Origin of the sequence: Paenarthrobacter nitroguajacolicus, from assembly GCF_029952445.1 — a bacterium.
GTDB lineage: Bacteria > Actinomycetota > Actinomycetes > Actinomycetales > Micrococcaceae > Arthrobacter > Arthrobacter nitroguajacolicus_B.
On the sequence record NZ_JAQPPK010000011.1, the window covers coordinates 60969 to 80940 of the forward strand.

Sequence of the window (19972 nt, forward strand, 5' to 3'; positions counted from 1 at the left end):
CCGAACAGCGGCAGTCCTGGCCGCAATGGTGTTAACTGGCGGACTTGCCGCCTGCGATCAAGGAAATCCGGGTGTGGGCACGGCAAACCCCGAAACCGGGCTATGCCATGCAGTGCTCTCTCCCGAAGAGTACGACGCCACCAGCGAATCCAGCCCGTCCGTAGCGTGTGCAGGGTCGCACACCACCCAAACGTTCCATGTGACAAAACTTTCGGGGCCCTTGGCGAGCCTGGAAGTACGCCCCAACCAGCAGCAACTCAAGGCTGCCGGGAAAACGCTGTGCACCGTGGAGGCCCTCCGCGGATATCTCTCGGCATCCGACAGGGACGGAACCATCGGCTTGGCGGTCACCAGCTACTTCCCAAGCCGGGACGACTGGGCAGCAGGGAGTCGCGCCGTACGTTGTGACGTTGCGGTGACGGACAAGGACGGAACTCCGCAGGAGACCGGCTTCGACCTGAAGGGAGCCCTGGCCGGACCGAACTCCGCCGCTGTAAGGCTCTGCTACCGGCAGGAAGCCAAAGACGGCGTTCTTTCCGAAGACGGTATCGATGTGCCGTGCTCCGAACCCCACACGGCAGAGGACATCAGTGCCTGGATTCCGCAGGATGCTTCACTGGCAACGCCTGCGGAGCGCGAGGCACGCTGCCTTCCCTACGCCCTGGAGTTCCTCTCTATCGAAAACATGCCGGCTGGCATTGTTGTCCAGCCCATCATCCGCACCGTGGGCACTGCCCGGACTGTCCGGTGCGCCGTAGCGCCCACGGAAGTGTTGGCACCGGGCCAGTCTCCGGTTTTGGTGACAGGAAGCCTGGCACCGGAGCGAACGCCTAAAGTGCGCGTGCCTGAAACCGGGGGAGTGGCAAGCAATGGCTGAACACGGATCCGGAAATGCCACGCAACTCCGCGAAGTCGACGGGGTTGTGCAGACAACCCAGGAAGCACAGGAAGCCTCCCCAACCTTTGCCCCGGCTCCGGTGCGCGGCCGAAAGGGAACCAGGGCCCGGCCAATTGGCAGCCTGGCACGATACCTTGCCCGGACCTTCGGCCCCGGCCCCTTGACGTTGGGCTCTGTCCCTGGCGTGGCGATGATCGCCGGACTGGTGTCGGCGGCCATCATGGTGATCCGGTTGCTGATACCGGAACCCGTGGGCATGGCTGACCAGGGAGACGGACACGGCCTGGTGTGCTCCCTGGGAGTCATGAACCAGCGGCCCTGGGACTACGCCGGGTTCACCAAATACATTCATCCCGGTTGGGTTCCGCACCAGTTCTTCGGCGAAGGATGCGGCGCCAACGGCACCGGGGAACCTTATTACTCGTCGCAACTGCTGTTCCTGTGGCTCGGGAAACTGTTGACGCCTTTGCTGGGCTGGGGACCTGGCTTGGATACCCGCGCCGTGGGCATCGTTTGCTGCGTGGTGTTCGGCTTGCTGATCGCGGCCCTGATCAACGTGCTGCCCGGGCGGACATGGTTCCGCCTCCTCATCGCGGCGCTGGTCACCGGAGTGATGGCGGATGGTGTCTTCGCCGACTTCTTCGTCTCGCCCTACAGTGAGCCCGCGGCCTTCCTGGGGATCCTGGCGGTATCGGTGGCGTTGCTGAACTACTGGAATGGGCGGGGTCCGCGCTGGCTTGCGTTGCTGCTGGTTGTCCTTGCCACGGCCTTTACGTTTGCGGCCAAGACACAGATGGTGGCTTGGCTGCCGGTCATCGCCCTTGCGCTGCTCTGGCAGCCTTGGCGGCGGGGCACAACGGATGGCGGGCCGGTCGCCGTCGACGTTTCCCAGGGTGACGCGCCATTGGCCGACGCCGGCAGGAGACGTCCGCGCTGGCGCGCGTTGGTACTGCCTGCGACGGCGGTACTGCTCCTCGCAGCGTTTTCCGTGGCCTTCCTCAACGCCCAACCAAAGCGTTTCTCCGAAGTAAACCTCTACAACGCCGTCTTCGTAGAGCTTCTTCCGTACAGCCCCACCCCTGAAGCGGACCTCGATTGGTTGGGGTTGGATCCGGGTTTCATCAATGCCATGGATACCACTATCGCTTCACCGCGTTCGGCGGTTTACAACCCGCGCTACCTACAGTTCCAGGAACAAATCAGCCTGGGCAAGATCGTCGGTTTTTACGCCACACATCCCGAACGCCTCGTCACCATGGGCGAACGGGGCATCACTGCCATGCTGACGCCGGAATTGGGCTACGTTGGCTCCTACCTTGAAGGCAGCGAACACGGCCCCTATGAGAAGGAGCGGCGCTTCCCCGCGGTGTTGGGCTTGTTCAGCGGCCTCAAAGCTGCTCCCGTGGCGTTTGTCGGCATGCAACTGGTGACGCTTCTGCTTGGCCTTGCGGTCTCCTTCCGGAAGCGAAGCGCCGTGGGGCGTTTGGCGGTCATCCTGGTACTCGGAGGTTGGCTGCAGTTCTGGGCCGTCATGCTCAACGGAGGGCAAGGCGAGATTTACAAGAACATGATCATCGCGGGCTTCGTGGCCGCACTATGCGTGCCGTTGCTGGTGGCTTTGATCAGTATCCTGGCCTCGGATCCGGGGAAGGCCTTGGCGCAGAAGCGCAGAGGGCGCCGGGCCAGGGCACAGCGAGCTGTCAGCTGATCCAGCCATCGATGCTGAGTTGCTTGCGCAAGCTGATGACATTGCCCAGCTTGATGCCTGCGGTGGCATAGCGCTGCCGGATCCGGTGAAGATGCGCTTTGACGGTTTGTTCGCTGATGCCCATGGCGTCGGCAACCCCCCGGACGGACAAGGCATCGCTTCCCAGGTACAGTTCGGCGAGCAGTTGCTCCCTGGGTGAGAGAGCGATGCGCGCTGCCGTCCGACCCTCCGTGCCGGCAGCGACATCGGGATGCAGATATTCCTGGCCGGACGCGGCTGCACGGATTGCCATCTCGGTGTGTTCCGGCCCGGCTGCCTTGGGGACGTAAGCCAAGGCCCCCGCAGAGCGCACAGCGCCGGCGTCCCAACGGTCCAGAGCCGTTGCCAGGACCACCACGCGCAGGCCGGCCTGGACCAATTGTCGAACCGCCGGGATCAGGTTTGCGCGGTGGTCCAGAGTGCCAAGGACCGCCACCGTGACGGATAGTCCTGCCAAGGCCTCCTGTTGGAGCTGGCTGGGAACAGAAATGAAGCCCGCCGTCACCACCAGGTCAGGAGCGTTGCTGCGCAGCCAGGCATCCAAAGTGTCGATCATCAGTTGGTGCTGGTCCACCACCATCAGCCGGGTCACCATAATTTGGGCGCCTTTACATGGACCATCACGCTTGCTCCTCCGGGATCGGTCTGAACGCGCGGGGTTCCCAGCGATTCGATCTCGCTCCACAACGCGGGCGTGCAACGGACGGGATCGAGGAGGGTCACCCGCCACGTAATCAGCAACTGCTCCTCCACATCGGGTTCCACATACACATGCAGCCGCTGTGGCACTTCGACGTTTTGCTGTCCGGGATGGTGAACGGGGGTGGCGAGCAGCATGGTGACTGACAAGAGGGCGGGACGCTGGGCCTGGGGGACACGCTGCAAAAGATCCGGCTGCGCTGCCACAGACACCCTGGCATCCAGTCCAGCCAATACCAAGGACTCGTTGAACCAGTTGCTGGTCTGGGCCACCAGCAACTGGGTGCGCAACCTGGCCGCGAGCCGTTGGGCCTCCTCCGCCAGGCCCGGAGTCAACGAAAGGCCTTCGCTCCGGGCCGCCCTGGCAAACAGCTCCTGGATCTGATGATGGGTGGCCGATAACTCCTGGCTGTGGGCCGAGGCACGGGTATCAGCCTGCTGGGTCAGCTCGGCCAGGGCCTGGGAGGAATGCCGTGCAATTTGTTCTGCCATGCGGCTCCGGATGCCCACCACGATCAAAGCTCCCAAGAGTCCGGGGACCAGGGTGATGAAGAAGATCAGCAGGCCCTCCCCGGATCCGAACCGGGGAGTGGCGGCGTAGTAGATGCTGCTCAGCAAGGAGTTGGCAGCAGTCAGGAGCATGAAACCCATCAGGTCCCAACGCACGCTTACCAGGAAGACCAAGGCCGTGCCCAGCATGACGTTGAAGGCGAGGGCGAGGTAGCCCGAGGCCAGCGTCACCACTTGTGCCGTCATGACGCCCGATGCCATGGACGTGGCAAGCCAGAGCGCACGGTAATACGGAAGATGCCGCCGGGGCGTCATGGGCGCGGACGCCAGGAAGGCCACGCCGCAGCCCGAGAGGTCAAAGGCCACCGCAGCAAGCCTTGAACGATCCAGGCTGCTCCCGTCAAAGGATCCGATTTGGGTAATGGCCGAGAACATCCACAGCGTCACGCTGGCAGTGACAAGAACGCTCCGGGACAGGAAAAGCGGTCCGGTCGCAATTCCGGGTACTGCCGGAAAGACCCTGCTCATGCTGCCTCTACCTCAAGGACAACTGTGGTTCCGCGACCCGGCGTCGACAACAGCCGGGCCCTTCCGCCTACCTGCTCCATCCGCTCGATGATCGAATGCCTCACACCGAAACTCTCCGCCGGCAGGTACCCGGGGTCGAACCCACAGCCCGCATCGCTGACGAGGACCGACACCAAGGGACCTGTCCGGGAAATCAACACATCCACGTGGTCGCTCCCGGCATGCCGGGCCGCGTTGACCATGCACTCGCCAGCTGCGTCAGCCATCGCCAGCATGACGTCCGGAGGCAACGAGCCGCCCTCACCAAACACGTCCACAGAGAAACCACTCCGGCTGTGTTCACGGGCCCGCGCCCTCAGTAACGACGCCACCTCGGTTGCGGTGGAAGGCTCGACGACGGCGAGGCGGCCTCCGGCGCCGATGGTCGCCTGCTGTTCGTCCTCCCCAGCGTCCACTGCAGTGGTGCCGGTGTTCCGGACCCCAGGCCCGTCGTCGTCGTACGCTCCTGTGGCGAACATGCTCCGTAAGTCTTCCGGGGCCACACCGGCACCTCCGCGGGCCAGGAGCGTCAGTCCCCGCAGAACGGTGTCGTGAAGGTGCCGGGCATCCTGCGAGGCGGCACTGATTCTGTCCCGGGCAACTGTTTGGGCCGCCAGGGACTCCGCCTTCACGGCTTGGTCGCGCATGAAGACATCCAGGGCCCTGGGCGCCGAGTGACGGATAGCGAGCATGATGAGCCAGAATCCCACGAGAATCAAAAAAGTGGTGGGACCGAGGCGGTGCAGGATTGATGTCGTTACGGTGTGCCCGAACACCAGGATGCCCAGCAGCGCGGTATAGACGCCCGACTGCCACGTACCCCGCAAGGACAACGCCACCGTGGAGCTGGCACCAATCAGCAGGCTGTGGGCCAGGAGCAGCGAATCCGAATCGTGGCGGTAGCTGACGCCTGCCAGGAGTTCGGACAAGGCGATCAAGCCCGACACAATCACCAGCCGAAGCGGCCAAACATCGGTCAGCAGCATGACAGCGAGGCATAAAACCAGCACCGTGACGATTGCCCAGGCAAGTACCCGGTGCCACAGGGGGCCGCCCATGATGGGGAACAGATACAGCCAGGAGGCAGCCAGGAAAACAAAGCTCATCACTGTCCCGGACCTGGCCAGCAGGTCCGAGCGATCCAACGCAGGCCGGCGGGCTGCCAGCCGCGTTATCCATGCCCCCATGAATATCTCCCCAAAACGTGTCGTCCGAATATGATGACGACTTAGGCAGAATCATATGTGGGGAGGACCGATTTAATTGCGATACCCGGTGTCCCAACCCACGATTGAAGTGGACATTGTCGAAGACCACGCGGTCCTCCTTGAGGGACTTTCGCAATGGCTGCAGGACAACACCACGGGCATCCGGGTGGTGGGCCGGTTCACCTCCTGGGCCGAGGCTGCCGCCCGCTTGGGCGCCTTGTCCGACGTCGTCATCCTCGATGTCCTCTTGGGCGACCAGGTTCCCTTGCGCGCCAAGATCCAGGCAATCCTCTCTTCCGGGCCGCAGGTGGTGGTCTGCAGTTCAGTCCTTGATCCGGCCGTCATGCGCCAGGCAATGGCGGCGGGTGCCCTGGCGTATATCCCCAAGACTGCCCCCGCGAGCGTGGTGGAGACCGCGCTCAGGCGCGCTGCGCAAGGCTTGCAACACATCACCCCCGAAGTCGCCGCCGCCATGGACGCCGGGCTGGGCGAACCGCAACTGTCCGCGCGCGAGCACCAGGTGGTGTCCGTCTACCTTGGAGGAGCTGCCGGGACCATGGCAGAGACGGCACAACTGCTGGGCATCTCCGTGGACGGTGTGAAGAAACATCTGGCATCGGTGCGCCGGAAGTTCCAGGACGGCCCCGAACCGCTGACGCGGCTGGGACTTCGTGAGCGGCTCACCGCCGCAGGGTGGTTGCTGGAGGACCCGCGGCAGTAGCTTTCGGTGGTTCGGTGCGGGCTGGACTGGCGCTGGACTGGCGCTGGACTGGACTTAGGGCTGTGGACGCACCGCCCAATAGTGTCGGGGGCACCGCCTAGACTGGTAGGCACCATGGATATGTTGTTTGACCCCTACGCAGACGGACCCTTCAAAGCAGGCACCAAGGCCGCAGTCAAGGCTGCCCCGGAGCTTTCGCGTTCAGGTGGTGGTGCCCCGGGGGCCCGCCTTCAGGAGGGTGGCGAAGGCAGGCCTGACACCCCTGCCTCGGGAGGATGGGGCAACTCCGGCGCATCCGGGCTGCCGTCGGCGGATGCCCTGCTTCAAGGGCTCAACCCCCAGCAGGAAGAAGCGGTCAAACACGCCGGAAGTCCCCTGCTCATCGTTGCAGGGGCCGGATCCGGCAAAACTCGCGTACTCAGTAACCGGATCGCCTACCTCATCGCCACCAAACGGGCCCACCACGGCGAAATCCTTGCCATCACCTTCACCAACAAGGCAGCGGCAGAGATGCGCGAACGCATTGAAGCGTTGGTAGGGCCCCGGGCCAAGGGCATGTGGATTTCGACGTTCCACTCATCCTGCGTCCGCATCCTGCGGCGCGAGGCAGCGAACGTGGGCCTGAACTCGAACTTCTCCATCTACGACTCCGCTGACTCCCTGCGGCTGATCACCTTGGTGGCCAAGAACCTGGACCTGGACCCCAAGAAGTTCGCCCCCAAGGCCATCCAGCACAAAATCTCGGCCCTCAAGAACGAGCTCGTCGATGCAGATTCCTACTCGTCCTCGGCGAACTACAACGACCCCTTCGACCAAGCGGTAGCCGAGGTTTTCAAGGGCTACACGCAACGCCTGCGCCAAGCCAACGCCATGGACTTCGACGACCTCATCGCTGAGACCGTCTACATGTTCCGGGCGTTCCCGGCGCTCGCGGAGTCCTACCGACGCCGGTTCCGGCACGTGCTGGTGGATGAGTACCAGGACACCAACCACGCCCAATACGCGCTGGTCCGCGAAATCGTCGGACTCGGAACCGATACCGGCGTCCAGCCAAGCGAACTCACGGTGGTGGGCGACTCCGACCAATCCATTTACGCTTTCCGTGGCGCGGACATCCGGAACATCGTGGAGTTCGAAGCCGACTATCCGAACGCACGCACCATCAAGCTGGAGCAAAACTACCGCTCCACCCAGAACATCCTCAGTGCAGCCAACTCGGTCATCTCCCGCAACCCCAACCGCCAGGAAAAGCGATTGTGGACCGCCGAAGGCGACGGCGAGAAGATCATCGGTTACGTGGGGGAGAACGAGCACGACGAAGCCCAGTTCATCGCCAAGGAAATCGACCGCCTGCAGGACGAGGAAGGCCTTCGTCCGGGAGACGTTGCCATCTTCTACCGGACCAACGCACAGTCGCGCTCCATTGAAGACGTACTGGTACGGGTTGGTTTGCCGTACAAGGTTGTTGGCGGAACGCGGTTCTACGAGCGCAAGGAAATCAAGGACGCCCTGGCGTACCTGCGCGTCCTGGTGAACCCGGACGACGACGTCAATCTTCGCCGTGTACTGAACGAACCCAAGCGCGGGATCGGTGACCGTGCCGAAGGTGCGGTGGCCGCGCTTGCCGAACGCGAACGAACGTCCTTCATGGCCGCGGCGCGCCGGGCAGACCAGGCGCCGGGCATGGCCACGCGCTCGGTCAATGCCGTTCTGGGCTTTGTGAAGCTACTTGACGACCTTGCGGAAGTAGCCTCCGGCTCTGGCGCGGCTGCAGCCCTTGAAGCCGTCCTGGAGCAGACGGGCTACCTCGCCGGACTGCGCGCCAGCTCCGATCCGCAGGATGAATCACGGGTGGAGAACCTCGCTGAACTGGTGGCCGTGGTCCGCGAGTACGAGCGCGACAACCCGGAGGGCTCGCTGGGCGAGTTCCTGGAACAGGTTTCCCTGGTGGCTGATGCCGACCAGATCCCGGATGCACCCGGCGCGGACATTGATGCCGCCGTGGCAGAAGCCAAGCGCATGGGCGTTGTCACGCTGATGACCTTGCACACCGCCAAGGGCTTGGAGTTCCCGGTGGTGTTCCTTACCGGCATGGAGCACGGCATCTTCCCGCACCAGCGTTCGGCCACGGACCCCAAGGAACTCGCAGAGGAGCGCCGGCTGGCCTATGTAGGGCTCACCCGTGCCCGGAAGCGGCTCTACGTCACTCGTTCGGAGGTCCGGAGCATGTGGGGCCAAAGCCAGTACAACCCTGCAAGCCAGTTCCTGGAAGAGATTCCGTCCGAACTCGTGGAATGGAAGCGTGAAGGCATGAGCCGCCAAGCGGGCGGATGGGGCAGTGCTCCCATCGGTTCGAACCGCTACGGTGGTTCGTTCTGGGGCGCCGGTACCTCCCGCGGAGTGGCCGCGAGTCCAACCGCAGGTTTCGACGCCGACGTGCCGGCCGCCGTCGCACGCAACAGGGTGCAGCCGCAAAAGGAAGTCATTTCCGTGGTGGTGGGGGACAAGGTCAACCACACTAGTTTCGGCAACGGCGTGGTGCTGGGCGTCGAAGGCGCGGGTGACAAGACGGTCGCCAAGGTCAAGTTCGACGTCGGCGAGAAGCGCCTGCTGTTGCGTTACGCGCCGCTGACAAAGCTGGACGCTTAAATGCTGTGAAGTTCCGCAGCAGCCATTGTCATGAATGGATGCCACCCCTAGACTGACGGGGCGTTGCATTGGGGGTCGACGTCATCCTGTTGCCCACTTTGCAATGCGTCCGGAAGGTTGCATTCCTGTGGGGGAGGACGCGCATGGGCGCCAGTTTTGGGAAACGTGGAATAGCTGTCAAGGCTGCGAGGGTAGTGCTGGCGGGGGCTTTGGCCAGTGCGTTGGCGCTGCAGTTTGCGCCGCGTGGGACAGCGAATCCGGAGCCTCCCGTGCCTGCGACGTCTCCAGTGCCCACGGCCAACGCAACAGCGCCGGCCGTCACTGCGAATGCCAGCGTCGAAGCTACTCCTCCGGCGACGGAACCCGCGCCGACGTCAACCCCGACGCCGGCGCCCACCGTTGAACCGACGCCGAGTGCTGGCGTTGCGGCAGCGCAGCCGCCGGCCGTTGAGCCACTCGTCACGGAACCGCGCGCGACCGTGGAAGCGGCCGATCCCTTGACAGTGCGGCGTTACGTGGACCGGGGGTACCTCACCAAAGCGTACGACGCGCCTTTGGTGATCTCCGGCGGAGCTGCGCCCTACACAGTGACTGTCAGTGACGTCCCTCCCGGGTTGACGTTCCACCCGGACACCCTCAGGTTCACGGGGATGCCCACCCAGCAGGGATACTTTCGGATGCCGGTGACAGTGACAGATTCGTCAGAGCCCGCGCAATTCGTGGAGCAGGAAGTCGCGATCGATTTCTTCGACTATGCAATACCGCTGTTCGACACGGTGACGGACACAGACAAGTTCACTGACGGTGTGGTGGGAGCCTGGTACCAGGAGGGCGTCTGGGTCAGAACAGCCGGCGCCCAGCCCTTCACCACCGCCGTTGTCTCCGGGGCACTCCCTCCGGGAATGTCGTGGGGGGAGAACGCCGCATCGGGTACTCCAACTGTCGCGGGCACGTACAAATTCACGCTGCGGGCAACAGACCTCTATGAGTCCGTGGATGCGGAGTTTACGTTGACTGTACGGGCCTCGGCGCCACAGTCCACGGGCTTCGCGGTGCCGGTCGCGGTCCTGGGTGAACCGTATTCGGCGAAGATCGCCTCCGTCACCGGGGGCGTGGCACCGTATCGCTTTTGGTGGGCGACACCGCGTCATATGGCCGGCAGCCTATGGTGGCATGATCCAGGACCGGACGGGCTCACCATTGATGAAAATGGAGTGTTGCACGGCATACCCGAGAGAGTCGGTAGCTTCCAGGTTTCGGTGTACTTCAGTGACTCCGGCCTGTACAACCAAGGGATCTTCTCCACCGTCGTGACGGTTCTGGCGACCCGACCGCCCGCGGTCGAACAGCCGCCGGCCGTCGTGGATCCGCCCGTGGCGGTGCAGGCTCCAGCACCTCAGGCAGTGGTGCTGCCCGCAGGGGCTTTGGTGTCGGCGTCGGATGCTGAATTGGCGGCGACCGGCCTCCGCACAGGAAGCCTCCAGGCGCTGATAGGAACATCGGCTGGCCTGCTCATAGTGGGAGCGCTGCTCGCTGCTGCTGTTGCCCGCCAGCGCCGGCGCCGTGGCGGGGGCGGCTGAACCGTCACGGCATAATGGGTGGCATGCGAGGGACTGTTTTGGGGATTTTTGCTGCCGTGCTCTTGGTTCTAACCACGGGTTGCTCCTTCGCCACCAAGGACCCAGACTACGTTCCGCCTGCCCCCTTGCCGCCCTTGGAGCAACTGGAGCAGGCTCCTGTCACTGATCCCACCACCCTGGCTGCGGGTGACGACGTTACCGCGTTCATCGCGGCGGACCGGAACATCGTGTGCGCCATGACGTCGTCAAGGGGCGGCCACCTCAACCTGCCTTACGAGCCGAACACGTACTCGAACGCGGCCAACAACAAGTTCGCCGTGGTGCCGGTGGTTCACTGCGAGCTTGGCGCCTATGCCAAACCTGAGCTCGATGACATGGTGGATGATTGCGCCGGTACCGGGCTGGGCTATCTCGGCGGCACGGCACTCCTGTCGCCCGACAAGGCTGTGTACGGCGCATGTCGTTCCGGCGTAACACAAATGGAGTCGGAGTTCGGGCCAAAGGGCAGCCGCAACGGCCCCATTTCCAAGCTTCGCGAGTTGGCCGACGGACAGAACATTGAACGAAACGGCCTGCGGTGCTCGGCGTACAACGGCGGCGTTGCCTGCGGAAACGTCTCAGGTGGCGTGGCGTTCTTTGTCAGCCGCGAGGGCTACCAGCTGGTTTCCGACGGCGGCAAGACGGTCCGCGGGAGCCTGAAGGAAGGCTTCTGATCACCTCGGTATCGCCGTCGATGAGGGCAAAAACCGCGTAATTATGCGGTTTTTCTACATGCGATAGAAGTGTAAGGTTACTCACTTAACAGGTAGTGTGTAGCTGGCGGGACTCCTCAAAGGGCTAAAGTTCCGAGAGGACCTTACGCAATGTGACCGGCTTCAATCCTGGTTGTTACCGCGTACTTTCCGCAGCTGGCTATCGCGGTCATCGCGGTTCCCGGCTGAACAGAAAACTACTTCGACGTAGAAGGACACTAAACCGTGGACCTGTTTGAATATCAGGCGCGCGATATGTTCGAAGCGCACGGTGTACCCGTGCTCGCCGGCATCGTGGCGCACACTCCTGAAGAAGCGAAGGCAGCTGCCGAGAAGATCGGCGGCGTAACAGTCGTCAAGGCACAGGTTAAGGTTGGTGGCCGCGGCAAGGCCGGCGGCGTCAAGGTTGCCAAGACTGCCGAAGAGGCACTTGAGCACTCCACCAATATCCTGGGCATGGACATCAAGGGCCACACCGTCAACAAGGTGATGATCGCCCAGGGTGCGGACATCGCCGAGGAATTCTACTTCTCGGTCCTCCTGGACCGCGCAAACCGCAACTACCTGGCCATGTGCTCGGTTGAAGGCGGAATGGAAATCGAGCAGCTTGCTGTCGAGCGTCCCGAGGCCCTGGCCAAGATCGCCATCGACCCCGCTGTGGGCATCGACCAGGCCAAGGCTGACGAGATCGTCGCAGCTGCAGGCTTCGCTGAAGAACTGCGCGGCAAGGTCGCCGACGTCATTCTGAAGCTCTGGGACGTTTTCAAGAAGGAAGACGCAACCCTGGTTGAGGTCAACCCGTTGGTCCGCACCGGCGCAGGCGACATCGTTGCCCTCGACGGCAAGGTCTCCCTGGATGAGAACGCCGACTTCCGCCACGTTCACCACGCAACGCTGGAGGACAAGGACGCAGCCGACCCGCTCGAGGCCAAGGCCAAGGCGCAGGACCTCAACTACGTCAAGCTGGACGGCGAAGTAGGCATCATCGGCAACGGCGCCGGTCTTGTGATGTCCACCCTCGACGTCGTTGCTTACGCAGGCGAAAACCACGGCAACGTCAAGCCGGCCAACTTCCTGGACATCGGTGGTGGAGCTTCCGCCGAGGTCATGGCCAACGGTCTGGACGTCATCCTGGGCGACTCCCAGGTCAAGAGCGTTTTCGTGAACGTCTTCGGTGGCATCACCGCTTGTGACGCTGTGGCAAAGGGCATCGTCGGTGCACTTGCCGAGCTCGGTTCCTCCGCGAACAAGCCGCTGGTTGTTCGCCTCGACGGCAACAACGTTGAAGAAGGCCGCCGCATCCTGACCGAGGCCAACCACCCGCTGGTAACCCTGGCCGCCACCATGGACGAGGGCGCCGACAAGGCCGCCGAGCTCGCCAACGCAGCTAAGTAAAGGGACGCGACAATGTCTATCTACCTCAACAAAGACTCCAAGGTCATCGTTCAGGGCATCACCGGCGGCGAGGGCACCAAGCACACCGCCCTGATGCTCAAGGCCGGCACCAACATTGTTGGTGGCGTCAACGCCCGCAAGGCCGGCACCACGGTCCTGCACGGCGACAAGGAAATCAACGTCTTCGGCACCGTCAAGGAAGCCATCGCTGAAACCGGCGCGGACGTCTCCATCGTCTTCGTTCCGCCGGCATTCACCAAGGACGCCGTTGTTGAAGCCATCGAAGCCGGAATCGGCCTCGTCGTGGTCATCACCGAAGGCGTTCCGGTTCAGGACTCCGCCGAATTCTGGGCACTGGCCCAGTCCAAGGTGGACGCCGACGGCAAGCAGATCACCCGCATCATCGGACCGAACTGCCCCGGCATCATCACCCCTGGCGAAGCCCTGGTTGGCATCACCCCGGCGAACATCACGGGCAAGGGCCCCATCGGCCTGGTGTCCAAGTCCGGTACCTTGACGTACCAGATGATGTACGAACTGCGCGACCTCGGTTTCTCCACCGCGATCGGCATCGGTGGCGACCCCGTCATCGGCACCACGCACATCGACGCCCTGGCTGCGTTCGAGGCTGACCCCGAGACCAAGGCCATCGTGATGATCGGTGAAATCGGTGGCGACGCAGAAGAGCGTGCCGCTGACTACATCAAGGCAAACGTCACCAAGCCGGTTGTCGGTTACGTGGCAGGCTTCACCGCTCCTGAGGGCAAGACCATGGGCCACGCAGGCGCCATCGTCTCCGGTTCCGCTGGTACCGCACAGGCCAAGAAGGAAGCCCTCGAGGCTGCAGGCGTGAAGGTCGGCAAGACGCCGTCCGAGACCGCCAAGCTGCTGCGCGAAGTTTTCGCAACGCTCTAGCTCCAAAGCAACGCGGGGTCACTTAGGGCCCATTCCGAGAGGAAACATGGGCCCTAAGTGACCCCGCGTTGCTGTTTAAAGTACGACGGCGGCCCGGCGCCTTCCCCACGGAAGGTACCGGGCCGCCGTCGTGCTTTAAGCGCGTGTGCGCACCCCCGCCACCCGAGCAACCCGGGGTCACTTATGGCCCATGTTGACGCCAAACATGGGCCATAAATGACCCCGCGTTGCAATTATTTGTTAGTATGTCAGGACAAACTACTTCAGGAGGATCGCAATGCCGCTTGTACGAATCGACGTAAACCAGGGCCGTTCGCCCGAGGAGCTGGCCGGGATCAGCCGCGCTATCCATGACGCCATCCTTTCCGAGTATGGGATCCCGGAGCGGGACTACTTCCACATCCTCACGGAGCACCCGTCGGGCCAGATCGTGGCGCAGGATGCGGGGCTGGGTTTCGAGCGCTCCGCAGGCGTGGTCATGATCCAGATCTTCACTCAGGGCGGCCGCAGCCAGGCAGCCAAGAGTTCACTGTTCGAAGCCATCGCAACCGGCCTGGCCAGTGTGGGGGTCGACGGTAGGGATGTCTTTGTCGGTTACGTGGAAAACACTCCAGGGGACTGGTCCTTCGGCTTCGGGCGCAGCCAGTATGTCACCGGAGAACTGGCAGTTCCGGCCAAATAAAAGCAGTCTGTGTCATGTTGTAAATATGTCAGTACAAACCTTTGACAGGACATGAAATCTGGTGCAAAGTAGTCATGTGGCCCCGCTCACTGAGGGGTGGCAAGGCATTGGGGCCCAGCGCTCAAAGGTTCAGAGTTCACAAGAGAAAGGTCAACGATCACCGTGACCCACGAACTGCTCACGATCGGGCGCATCAGCGTTGATATCTACCCGAATGACATCGGAGTGGACTTGGAGGACGTGACGTCCTTCGGCAAATACCTCGGAGGTTCACCCTCCAACGTGGCCGTTGCTGCCGCCCGCCATGGCCGTCGCACGGGAGTCATTACCCGGACCGGCGATGACGCTTTCGGGAAGTACCTGCACCGCGAACTGCACAAGTTCAACGTTGACGATTCGTTCGTCTCTCCGGTGACGCAGTACCCGACGGCTGTGACGTTCTGCGCGATCAAGCCGGCAACCGATGAGTTCCCGCTCTACTTCTACGGCCGCTTTCCCTCGGCGCCGGACCTGCAGATCAAAGCCGAAGAGCTGGACCTGGACGCCATCCGGGAGGCGGGGATCTTCTGGTCCACGGTCACCGGCCTGTGCCAGGAACCCAGCCGCAGCGCGCACATCGCCGCACACCAGGCCCGTCCCCGGACCGGGCTTAAGGAAGGCCAGTTCACCATCCTGGACCTCGATTACCGGCCCATGTTCTGGGCTTCCGAAGAAGAAGCCCGCGCCGAGGTTGCAAAGATCCTCCCGCACGTCACCGTCGCGATCGGCAATGACAAGGAATGCGCCGTCGCCGTGGGCGAAGGAACCCCTGATGAGCAGGCCGACCGCCTGCTGGCCGCCGGCGTCGAGATCGCCGTGGTGAAACTTGGCGCGGAAGGCGTCATGGCAAAGACCCGCACGGAACGCGTGGTGTCCGCGCCAGTGCCGGTGGAAACCGTCAACGGACTCGGCGCCGGCGACTCCTTCGGTGGGGCCTTCTGCCACGGACTGCTGTCCGGCTGGCCCTTGTCCGAGGTCCTGGATTACGCGAACGCCTCTGGTGCCATCGTCGCCTCCCGTGTCTCCTGCGCGGATGCAATGCCGACGCCGGATGAGGTTACCTCGCTGCTCGCCGAACGCGGCCGTCCCATCCCCGGTGCTTCCGTTGCGGCTGCCACCCTTACAGAAGGAGCCGTCCGTTGAGCCTCAACGATGATCCCCGCCGCTACGAGCACCTGAGCCGGATCCGGCTCGAGGACCCGGAGGCTGTTGCCCGCGCAGCTGCCACCCGCCGTCGTCATCCTGGCCTCAAGCACGGCACGCAAAACTTCATTGTCGCCGCCGACCACCCGGCCCGCGGCGCCTTGGCAGTCGGCTCCGAGCCGATGGCCATGGCGGACCGCCGCGATCTTCTGGATCGCCTGCAGATCGCGCTGGCCAACCCGGCAGTGGACGGTATCCTCGCGTCTCCGGACATCATGGATGACCTCCTGCTCCTTGGTGCGCTCGAGGGCAAGCTCATCTTCGGTTCCATGAACCGTGGTGGGCTGGCGGGCTTGGTCAACGAGTTCGATGACCGGTTCACGGGCCACACTGCAGCGGCCCTGGAAGCCCTCGGCGCGGACGGCGGCAAAATGCTCACCCGTATCTGCCTGGGCGACCCGGACACGGTAGCCACCCTTGAAGCCACAGCCAAGGCCATTGATTCCCTGGCCGAGCGCAAGCTAATTGCCATGGTGGAGCCGTTCCTCTCTGTGCGGGACTCCCACGGAAAGGTCCGCAACGACCTCCGCGCGGACGCAGTAATCAAGTCCGTCGGGATCGCCGAGGGCCTGGGTTCCACCAGCGCCTACACGTGGATGAAGCTCCCGGTGGTGGACGAGATGGAGCGCGTCATGGCCTCCACAACACTGCCCACCGTGCTCCTGGGCGGGGACCCCACCGGAACGCAGGAGGAAGTCTTTGCGAGCTGGCAGGCAGCACTCGCCTTGCCCGGCGTGCGTGGCCTGACGGTCGGACGGACGCTGCTGTACCCGCACGACGGCGACGTGGCAGGTGCCGTCGCAACAGCCGCCTCGCTGCTGAACAACACTTCGCCAGTGCCCGCCGTTGCGGCGCAGAACGGCGCTGATGCCCGAATCCCAGTGAAAGTATCGGAGTAAGAACAGATGTCTTCCCGTCGGATGACCGTGGCGCAGGCTGTGGTCGAATTCCTGTCCAAGCAGTACACCGTGGATTCCATCGATGGCGTGGAGTACCGCGAGCGGCTGATTCCTGGCACGTTCGGTATCTTCGGACACGGCAACGTGGCCGGTGTTGGGCAGGCGTTGAAGCAGTACCAGGCCGCGGATCCCACCATCATGCCGTACTACCAGGGCCGCAATGAGCAGGCCCAGGTGCACCAGGCCGTCGGCTACGCACGGCACACCCGCCGCCGCCAGACGTTTGCGATCAGCACCTCCATCGGCCCGGGTTCCTCGAATCTGCTCACCGGCGCTGCGCTGGCCACGACCAACCGCCTCCCGGTGCTCCTGCTGCCGAGCGATACGTTCGCCACCCGCGCGGCGGACCCGGTGCTGCAGCAGCTGGAACTCCCGTACGCGTACGACATCACAGTCAACGACGCCTTCCGTCCGCTGTCCAAGTTCTTTGACCGGGTAAACCGTCCGGAGCAGTTGTTCTCCGCCTTCCATCACGGGCTGCGGGTCCTCACCGATCCCGCCGAGACCGGCGCGGTGACCATTTCGCTGCCGCAGGACGTCCAGGCCGAAGCGTTCGATGTTCCGGAGGAATTCCTGGCCGAGCGCGAGTGGCGGATCCGCCGCCCCGAAGCAGAGGATGACGACATCCGCCGCGCCGTGGAGGCCATCCGCGCCGCCAAGCGTCCGCTGATCATCGCCGGCGGCGGAGTGCTTTACGCCTACGCCCACGAAGAACTTGCCAAGTTCGCAGAGCTCACGGGCATCCCGGTGGGCAACACCCAGGCAGGCGTCGGCGTCCTTCCGTGGGACCACAAGTTCTCCCTCGGTGCCATTGGTTCAACCGGCACGACGGCGGCGAACGCCATTGCAGCCGAAGCGGACCTCATCATTGGAATCGGCACCCGCTACGAGGACTTCACCACCGCGTCCCGGACAGCGTTCCAGAACCCGGACGTGAAGTTCGTGAACATCAACGTTGCTGCGATTGACGCCTACAAGCACGGCACGCACCTGCCGATCGTCGCTGACGCCCGTAAGGCGCTGGTGAAACTGAACCAAGCGCTGGGTGGTTACCGCGTGGGTGCTGACCTGGAAGAAAAGATCGCGGCTGAGAAGAAGCGCTGGAATGCGATCGTGGACGAGGCCTTCGAGACCCGTTACACGCCGTTGCCAGCCCAGAACGAGATCATCGGCGTCACGAACAAGGCCATGGATGACCACGATGTGGTGATCTGCGCGGCCGGTTCGTTGCCGGGCGACCTGCACAAGATGTGGCGTGTCCGTGACCCGTTCGGTTACCACGTGGAATACGCGTACTCCTGCATGGGCTACGAAATCCCCGGTGGCCTGGGCGTGAAGCGTGCAGCGTTGGCCGAAGCCGCTGCCGGTGGTGTGGACAGGGATGTGGTGGTCATGGTGGGGGACGGCTCCTACCTGATGATGCACACCGAACTGGTCACCGCCGTCGCCGAACGCATCAAGCTGATCGTGGTCCTGATCCAGAACCACGGCTACGCCTCCATCGGTTCCCTGTCCGAATCCCTCGGCTCCCAGCGGTTCGGTACCCAGTACCGGGTCCTGGACAAGGAACAGCACAGCTTCGACGCCGGTGAGCACCTGCCCATCGACCTCGCCACGAACGCTGAATCGCTCGGCGCGAAGGTCATCCGGATCGAACCGGGCGAGAACGTCATCGAAGCCCTCGGCGCTGCCATCAAGGAAGCCAAAGCTGCCCCGGAAACCGGCCCGATCGTGATCCACGTCGAGTCCGATCCTCTGCTGGATGCCCCCAGCTCCGAGTCGTGGTGGGACGTCCCAGTCTCCGAAGTCTCTGAACTGGAATCCACGCAGCAGGCCTACAAGACGTACACCGACCACAAGAGCCGCCAGCGCAAGCTGCTCGGCTGATCCCCAGCTCAACAGACCCCACAGACCAAAGGAAGTCCGCACATGTCGACGACGACCACACTGACCACCATCCACCATTTCATCAACGGCGTTGAGACTACGGGTGAGGGCGACCGTACCCAGCCTGTGTACAACCCGGCCACCGGCCAGGTCACGGCCGAGCTGCGCCTGGCTAATGAGGCTGACCTGAACACCACGGTTGCAGCGGCCCGCAAGGCAGCTGATGCCTGGGGCGATATTTCCCTGGCCAAGCGCACCGCTGTGTTGTTCAAGTTCCGTGAGCTGGTCGCCGCGCACGTGGATGAGCTGGCCGAGTTGATCACTGCCGAGCACGGCAAGGTCCTCTCCGACGCGAAGGGTGAGATCGGTCGTGGCCTGGAAGTGATCGAGTTCGCTTGTGGCATCCCGCAACTGCTCAAGGGTGACTACTCGGACCAGGTTTCCACCGGCATTGACGTGTTCTCCTTCCGCGAGCCCCTGGGCGTGGTGGCCGGGATTACCCCGTTCAACTTCCCTGTGATGGTTCCGTTGTGGATGGCCCCGATGGCGATCGCTACCGGCAACGCGTTCATCCTCAAGCCCTCCGAGCGTGACCCCTCGGCCTCGATGCTGTTGGCCAAGCTGTGGAAGCAGGCCGGCCTGCCCGATGGCGTGTTCCAGGTCCTGCACGGCGGCAAGGAAACCGTGGACGGACTCCTGACCCACCCGGACGTGGATGGGATCAGCTTTGTTGGTTCCACCCCGATCGCGCAATACGTCCACGAAACCGCCACCAAGCACGGCAAGCGGGTCCAGGCGTTGGGCGGGGCGAAGAACCACGCGATCGTGATGCCCGACGCCGATCTCGACAACGCCGCAGACCACCTCGCAGCCGCTGCTTTCGGTTCCGCGGGGGAGCGCTGCATGGCGATTTCCGTCGCGGTAGCTGTCGGGGACGCCGCGGACCTGATCGTCAAGAAGGTCGAAGAACGAGCCCTGGCCGTGAAGGTCAACAACGGCACCGAACCCGACGCTGAAATGGGCCCGATCATCACCCCCGCGTCCAAGGAACGCATCGTCAGGATCGTCACCGAAGCAGAGCAAGCAGGTGCTGCCATGGTGGTGGATGGCCGCGACCTGGTGGTCCCCGGCCACGAAGACGGCTTCTGGGTCGGTCCCACCGTGATCGACCACGTCAAGACCGAAATGACCGCCTACACCGAGGAAATCTTCGGCCCCGTCCTGGTCGTGGTCCGCGTGGCCGACCTTGAAGAGGGCATCGCGCTGATCAACTCCAACCCGTACGGCAACGGCACCGCGATCTTCACCTCCAACGGTGCAGCGGCCCGGAAGTTCCAGCGCTCCGTGACCGTGGGCATGGTGGGCATCAACGTGCCCCTGCCCGTGCCGGTGGCCTACCACTCCTTCGGCGGCTGGAAGAACTCCCTCTTCGGAGACAAGCACATCTACGGCCCCGAAGGCGTCTCCTTCTACACCCGCGGCAAAGTCATCACCTCCCGCTGGCCCGAAACCCACCACGCCTCCGGCGCCTCCTACAACTTCCCCTCCAACTAGCAGCTTC

Annotated in this window: 16 protein-coding genes; 13 read left to right on the forward strand and 3 right to left on the reverse strand. The window is 63.5% G+C overall.

Annotated features, from left to right (window positions below; translation table 11 throughout):
* Positions 1-73: 73 nt before the first annotated feature.
* Both PJL15_RS09935 and PJL15_RS09940 read left to right on the forward strand, forming a co-directional pair.
* Positions 74-877, forward strand: a complete 804-nt coding sequence (locus PJL15_RS09935) for a septum formation family protein (protein WP_281450983.1) — start codon at positions 74-76, stop codon at positions 875-877.
* Entirely contained in the window at positions 870-2606 is a 1737-nt protein-coding gene (locus tag PJL15_RS09940; protein WP_281450984.1) for a hypothetical protein, read from the forward strand. The genes PJL15_RS09935 and PJL15_RS09940 overlap by 8 nt, the downstream gene beginning before the upstream one ends.
* Here the strand turns inward: PJL15_RS09940 and PJL15_RS09945 are convergent.
* From PJL15_RS09945 to PJL15_RS09955, 3 genes are read right to left on the reverse strand one after another with little or no spacing between them, the layout of a single operon-like run.
* Entirely contained in the window at positions 2599-3240 is a 642-nt protein-coding gene (locus PJL15_RS09945) for a LuxR C-terminal-related transcriptional regulator (protein ID WP_281450985.1), read from the reverse strand. The two genes, PJL15_RS09940 and PJL15_RS09945, sit on opposite strands and share 8 nt — an antisense overlap.
* Positions 3234-4382, reverse strand: coding sequence for a hypothetical protein (locus tag PJL15_RS09950; protein WP_281450986.1), 1149 nt, complete (start codon positions 4380-4382; stop codon positions 3234-3236). Before PJL15_RS09950 ends, PJL15_RS09945 begins: the two co-directional genes overlap by 7 nt.
* On the reverse strand, positions 4379-5608 hold the full coding sequence (locus tag PJL15_RS09955) for a sensor histidine kinase (protein ID WP_281450987.1): 1230 nt from the start codon (positions 5606-5608) through the stop codon (positions 4379-4381). The genes PJL15_RS09950 and PJL15_RS09955 overlap by 4 nt, the downstream gene beginning before the upstream one ends.
* Positions 5609-5696: 88 nt before the next feature.
* On the opposite strand from PJL15_RS09955, the gene PJL15_RS09960 reads away from it, so the two are divergent.
* The 11 genes from PJL15_RS09960 (at position 5697) to PJL15_RS10010 (ending at position 19965) form a co-directional block, all read left to right on the forward strand.
* Positions 5697-6350: a response regulator transcription factor gene (locus tag PJL15_RS09960; RefSeq protein ID WP_281450988.1), complete on the forward strand. Its 654-nt coding sequence runs from the start codon at positions 5697-5699 to the stop codon at positions 6348-6350.
* 114 nt (positions 6351-6464) lie between these two features.
* The gene (gene pcrA, locus PJL15_RS09965; RefSeq protein ID WP_281450989.1) at positions 6465-8999 is read left to right on the forward strand and encodes a DNA helicase PcrA; all 2535 of its coding nucleotides are present in this window, start codon (positions 6465-6467) and stop codon (positions 8997-8999) included.
* 143 nt (positions 9000-9142) lie between these two features.
* Entirely contained in the window at positions 9143-10579 is a 1437-nt protein-coding gene (locus tag PJL15_RS09970) for a putative Ig domain-containing protein (RefSeq protein WP_281450990.1), read from the forward strand.
* A 14-nt stretch (positions 10580-10593) separates the two neighbouring features.
* A complete protein-coding gene (locus PJL15_RS09975) occupies positions 10594-11292 on the forward strand; it encodes a hypothetical protein (RefSeq protein WP_281450991.1) in 699 nt (232 codons plus the stop codon).
* A 264-nt stretch (positions 11293-11556) separates the two neighbouring features.
* Positions 11557-12726 (forward strand): ADP-forming succinate--CoA ligase subunit beta, encoded by a 1170-nt coding sequence (gene sucC / locus PJL15_RS09980; protein ID WP_281450992.1) that lies wholly within the window; start codon positions 11557-11559, stop codon positions 12724-12726.
* A gap of 12 nt (positions 12727-12738) precedes the next feature.
* Positions 12739-13641, forward strand: a complete 903-nt coding sequence (sucD, locus tag PJL15_RS09985) for a succinate--CoA ligase subunit alpha (protein ID WP_159703364.1) — start codon at positions 12739-12741, stop codon at positions 13639-13641.
* Positions 13642-13918: 277 nt separating this feature from the next.
* Positions 13919-14323 (forward strand): tautomerase family protein, encoded by a 405-nt coding sequence (locus PJL15_RS09990; RefSeq protein WP_281450993.1) that lies wholly within the window; start codon positions 13919-13921, stop codon positions 14321-14323.
* A gap of 162 nt (positions 14324-14485) precedes the next feature.
* On the forward strand, positions 14486-15505 hold the full coding sequence (iolC, locus tag PJL15_RS09995; protein ID WP_281450994.1) for a 5-dehydro-2-deoxygluconokinase: 1020 nt from the start codon (positions 14486-14488) through the stop codon (positions 15503-15505).
* The gene (locus PJL15_RS10000) at positions 15502-16464 is read left to right on the forward strand and encodes a Cgl0159 family (beta/alpha)8-fold protein (protein ID WP_281450995.1); all 963 of its coding nucleotides are present in this window, start codon (positions 15502-15504) and stop codon (positions 16462-16464) included. Before iolC ends, PJL15_RS10000 begins: the two co-directional genes overlap by 4 nt.
* A gap of 21 nt (positions 16465-16485) precedes the next feature.
* Complete coding sequence (iolD, locus tag PJL15_RS10005) at positions 16486-18411, forward strand: 3D-(3,5/4)-trihydroxycyclohexane-1,2-dione acylhydrolase (decyclizing) (RefSeq protein ID WP_281451067.1); 1926 nt, start codon at positions 16486-16488, stop codon at positions 18409-18411.
* Positions 18412-18453: 42 nt separating this feature from the next.
* Positions 18454-19965 (forward strand): CoA-acylating methylmalonate-semialdehyde dehydrogenase, encoded by a 1512-nt coding sequence (locus PJL15_RS10010; RefSeq protein WP_281450996.1) that lies wholly within the window; start codon positions 18454-18456, stop codon positions 19963-19965.
* The last annotated feature ends 7 nt before the right edge of the window (positions 19966-19972 follow it).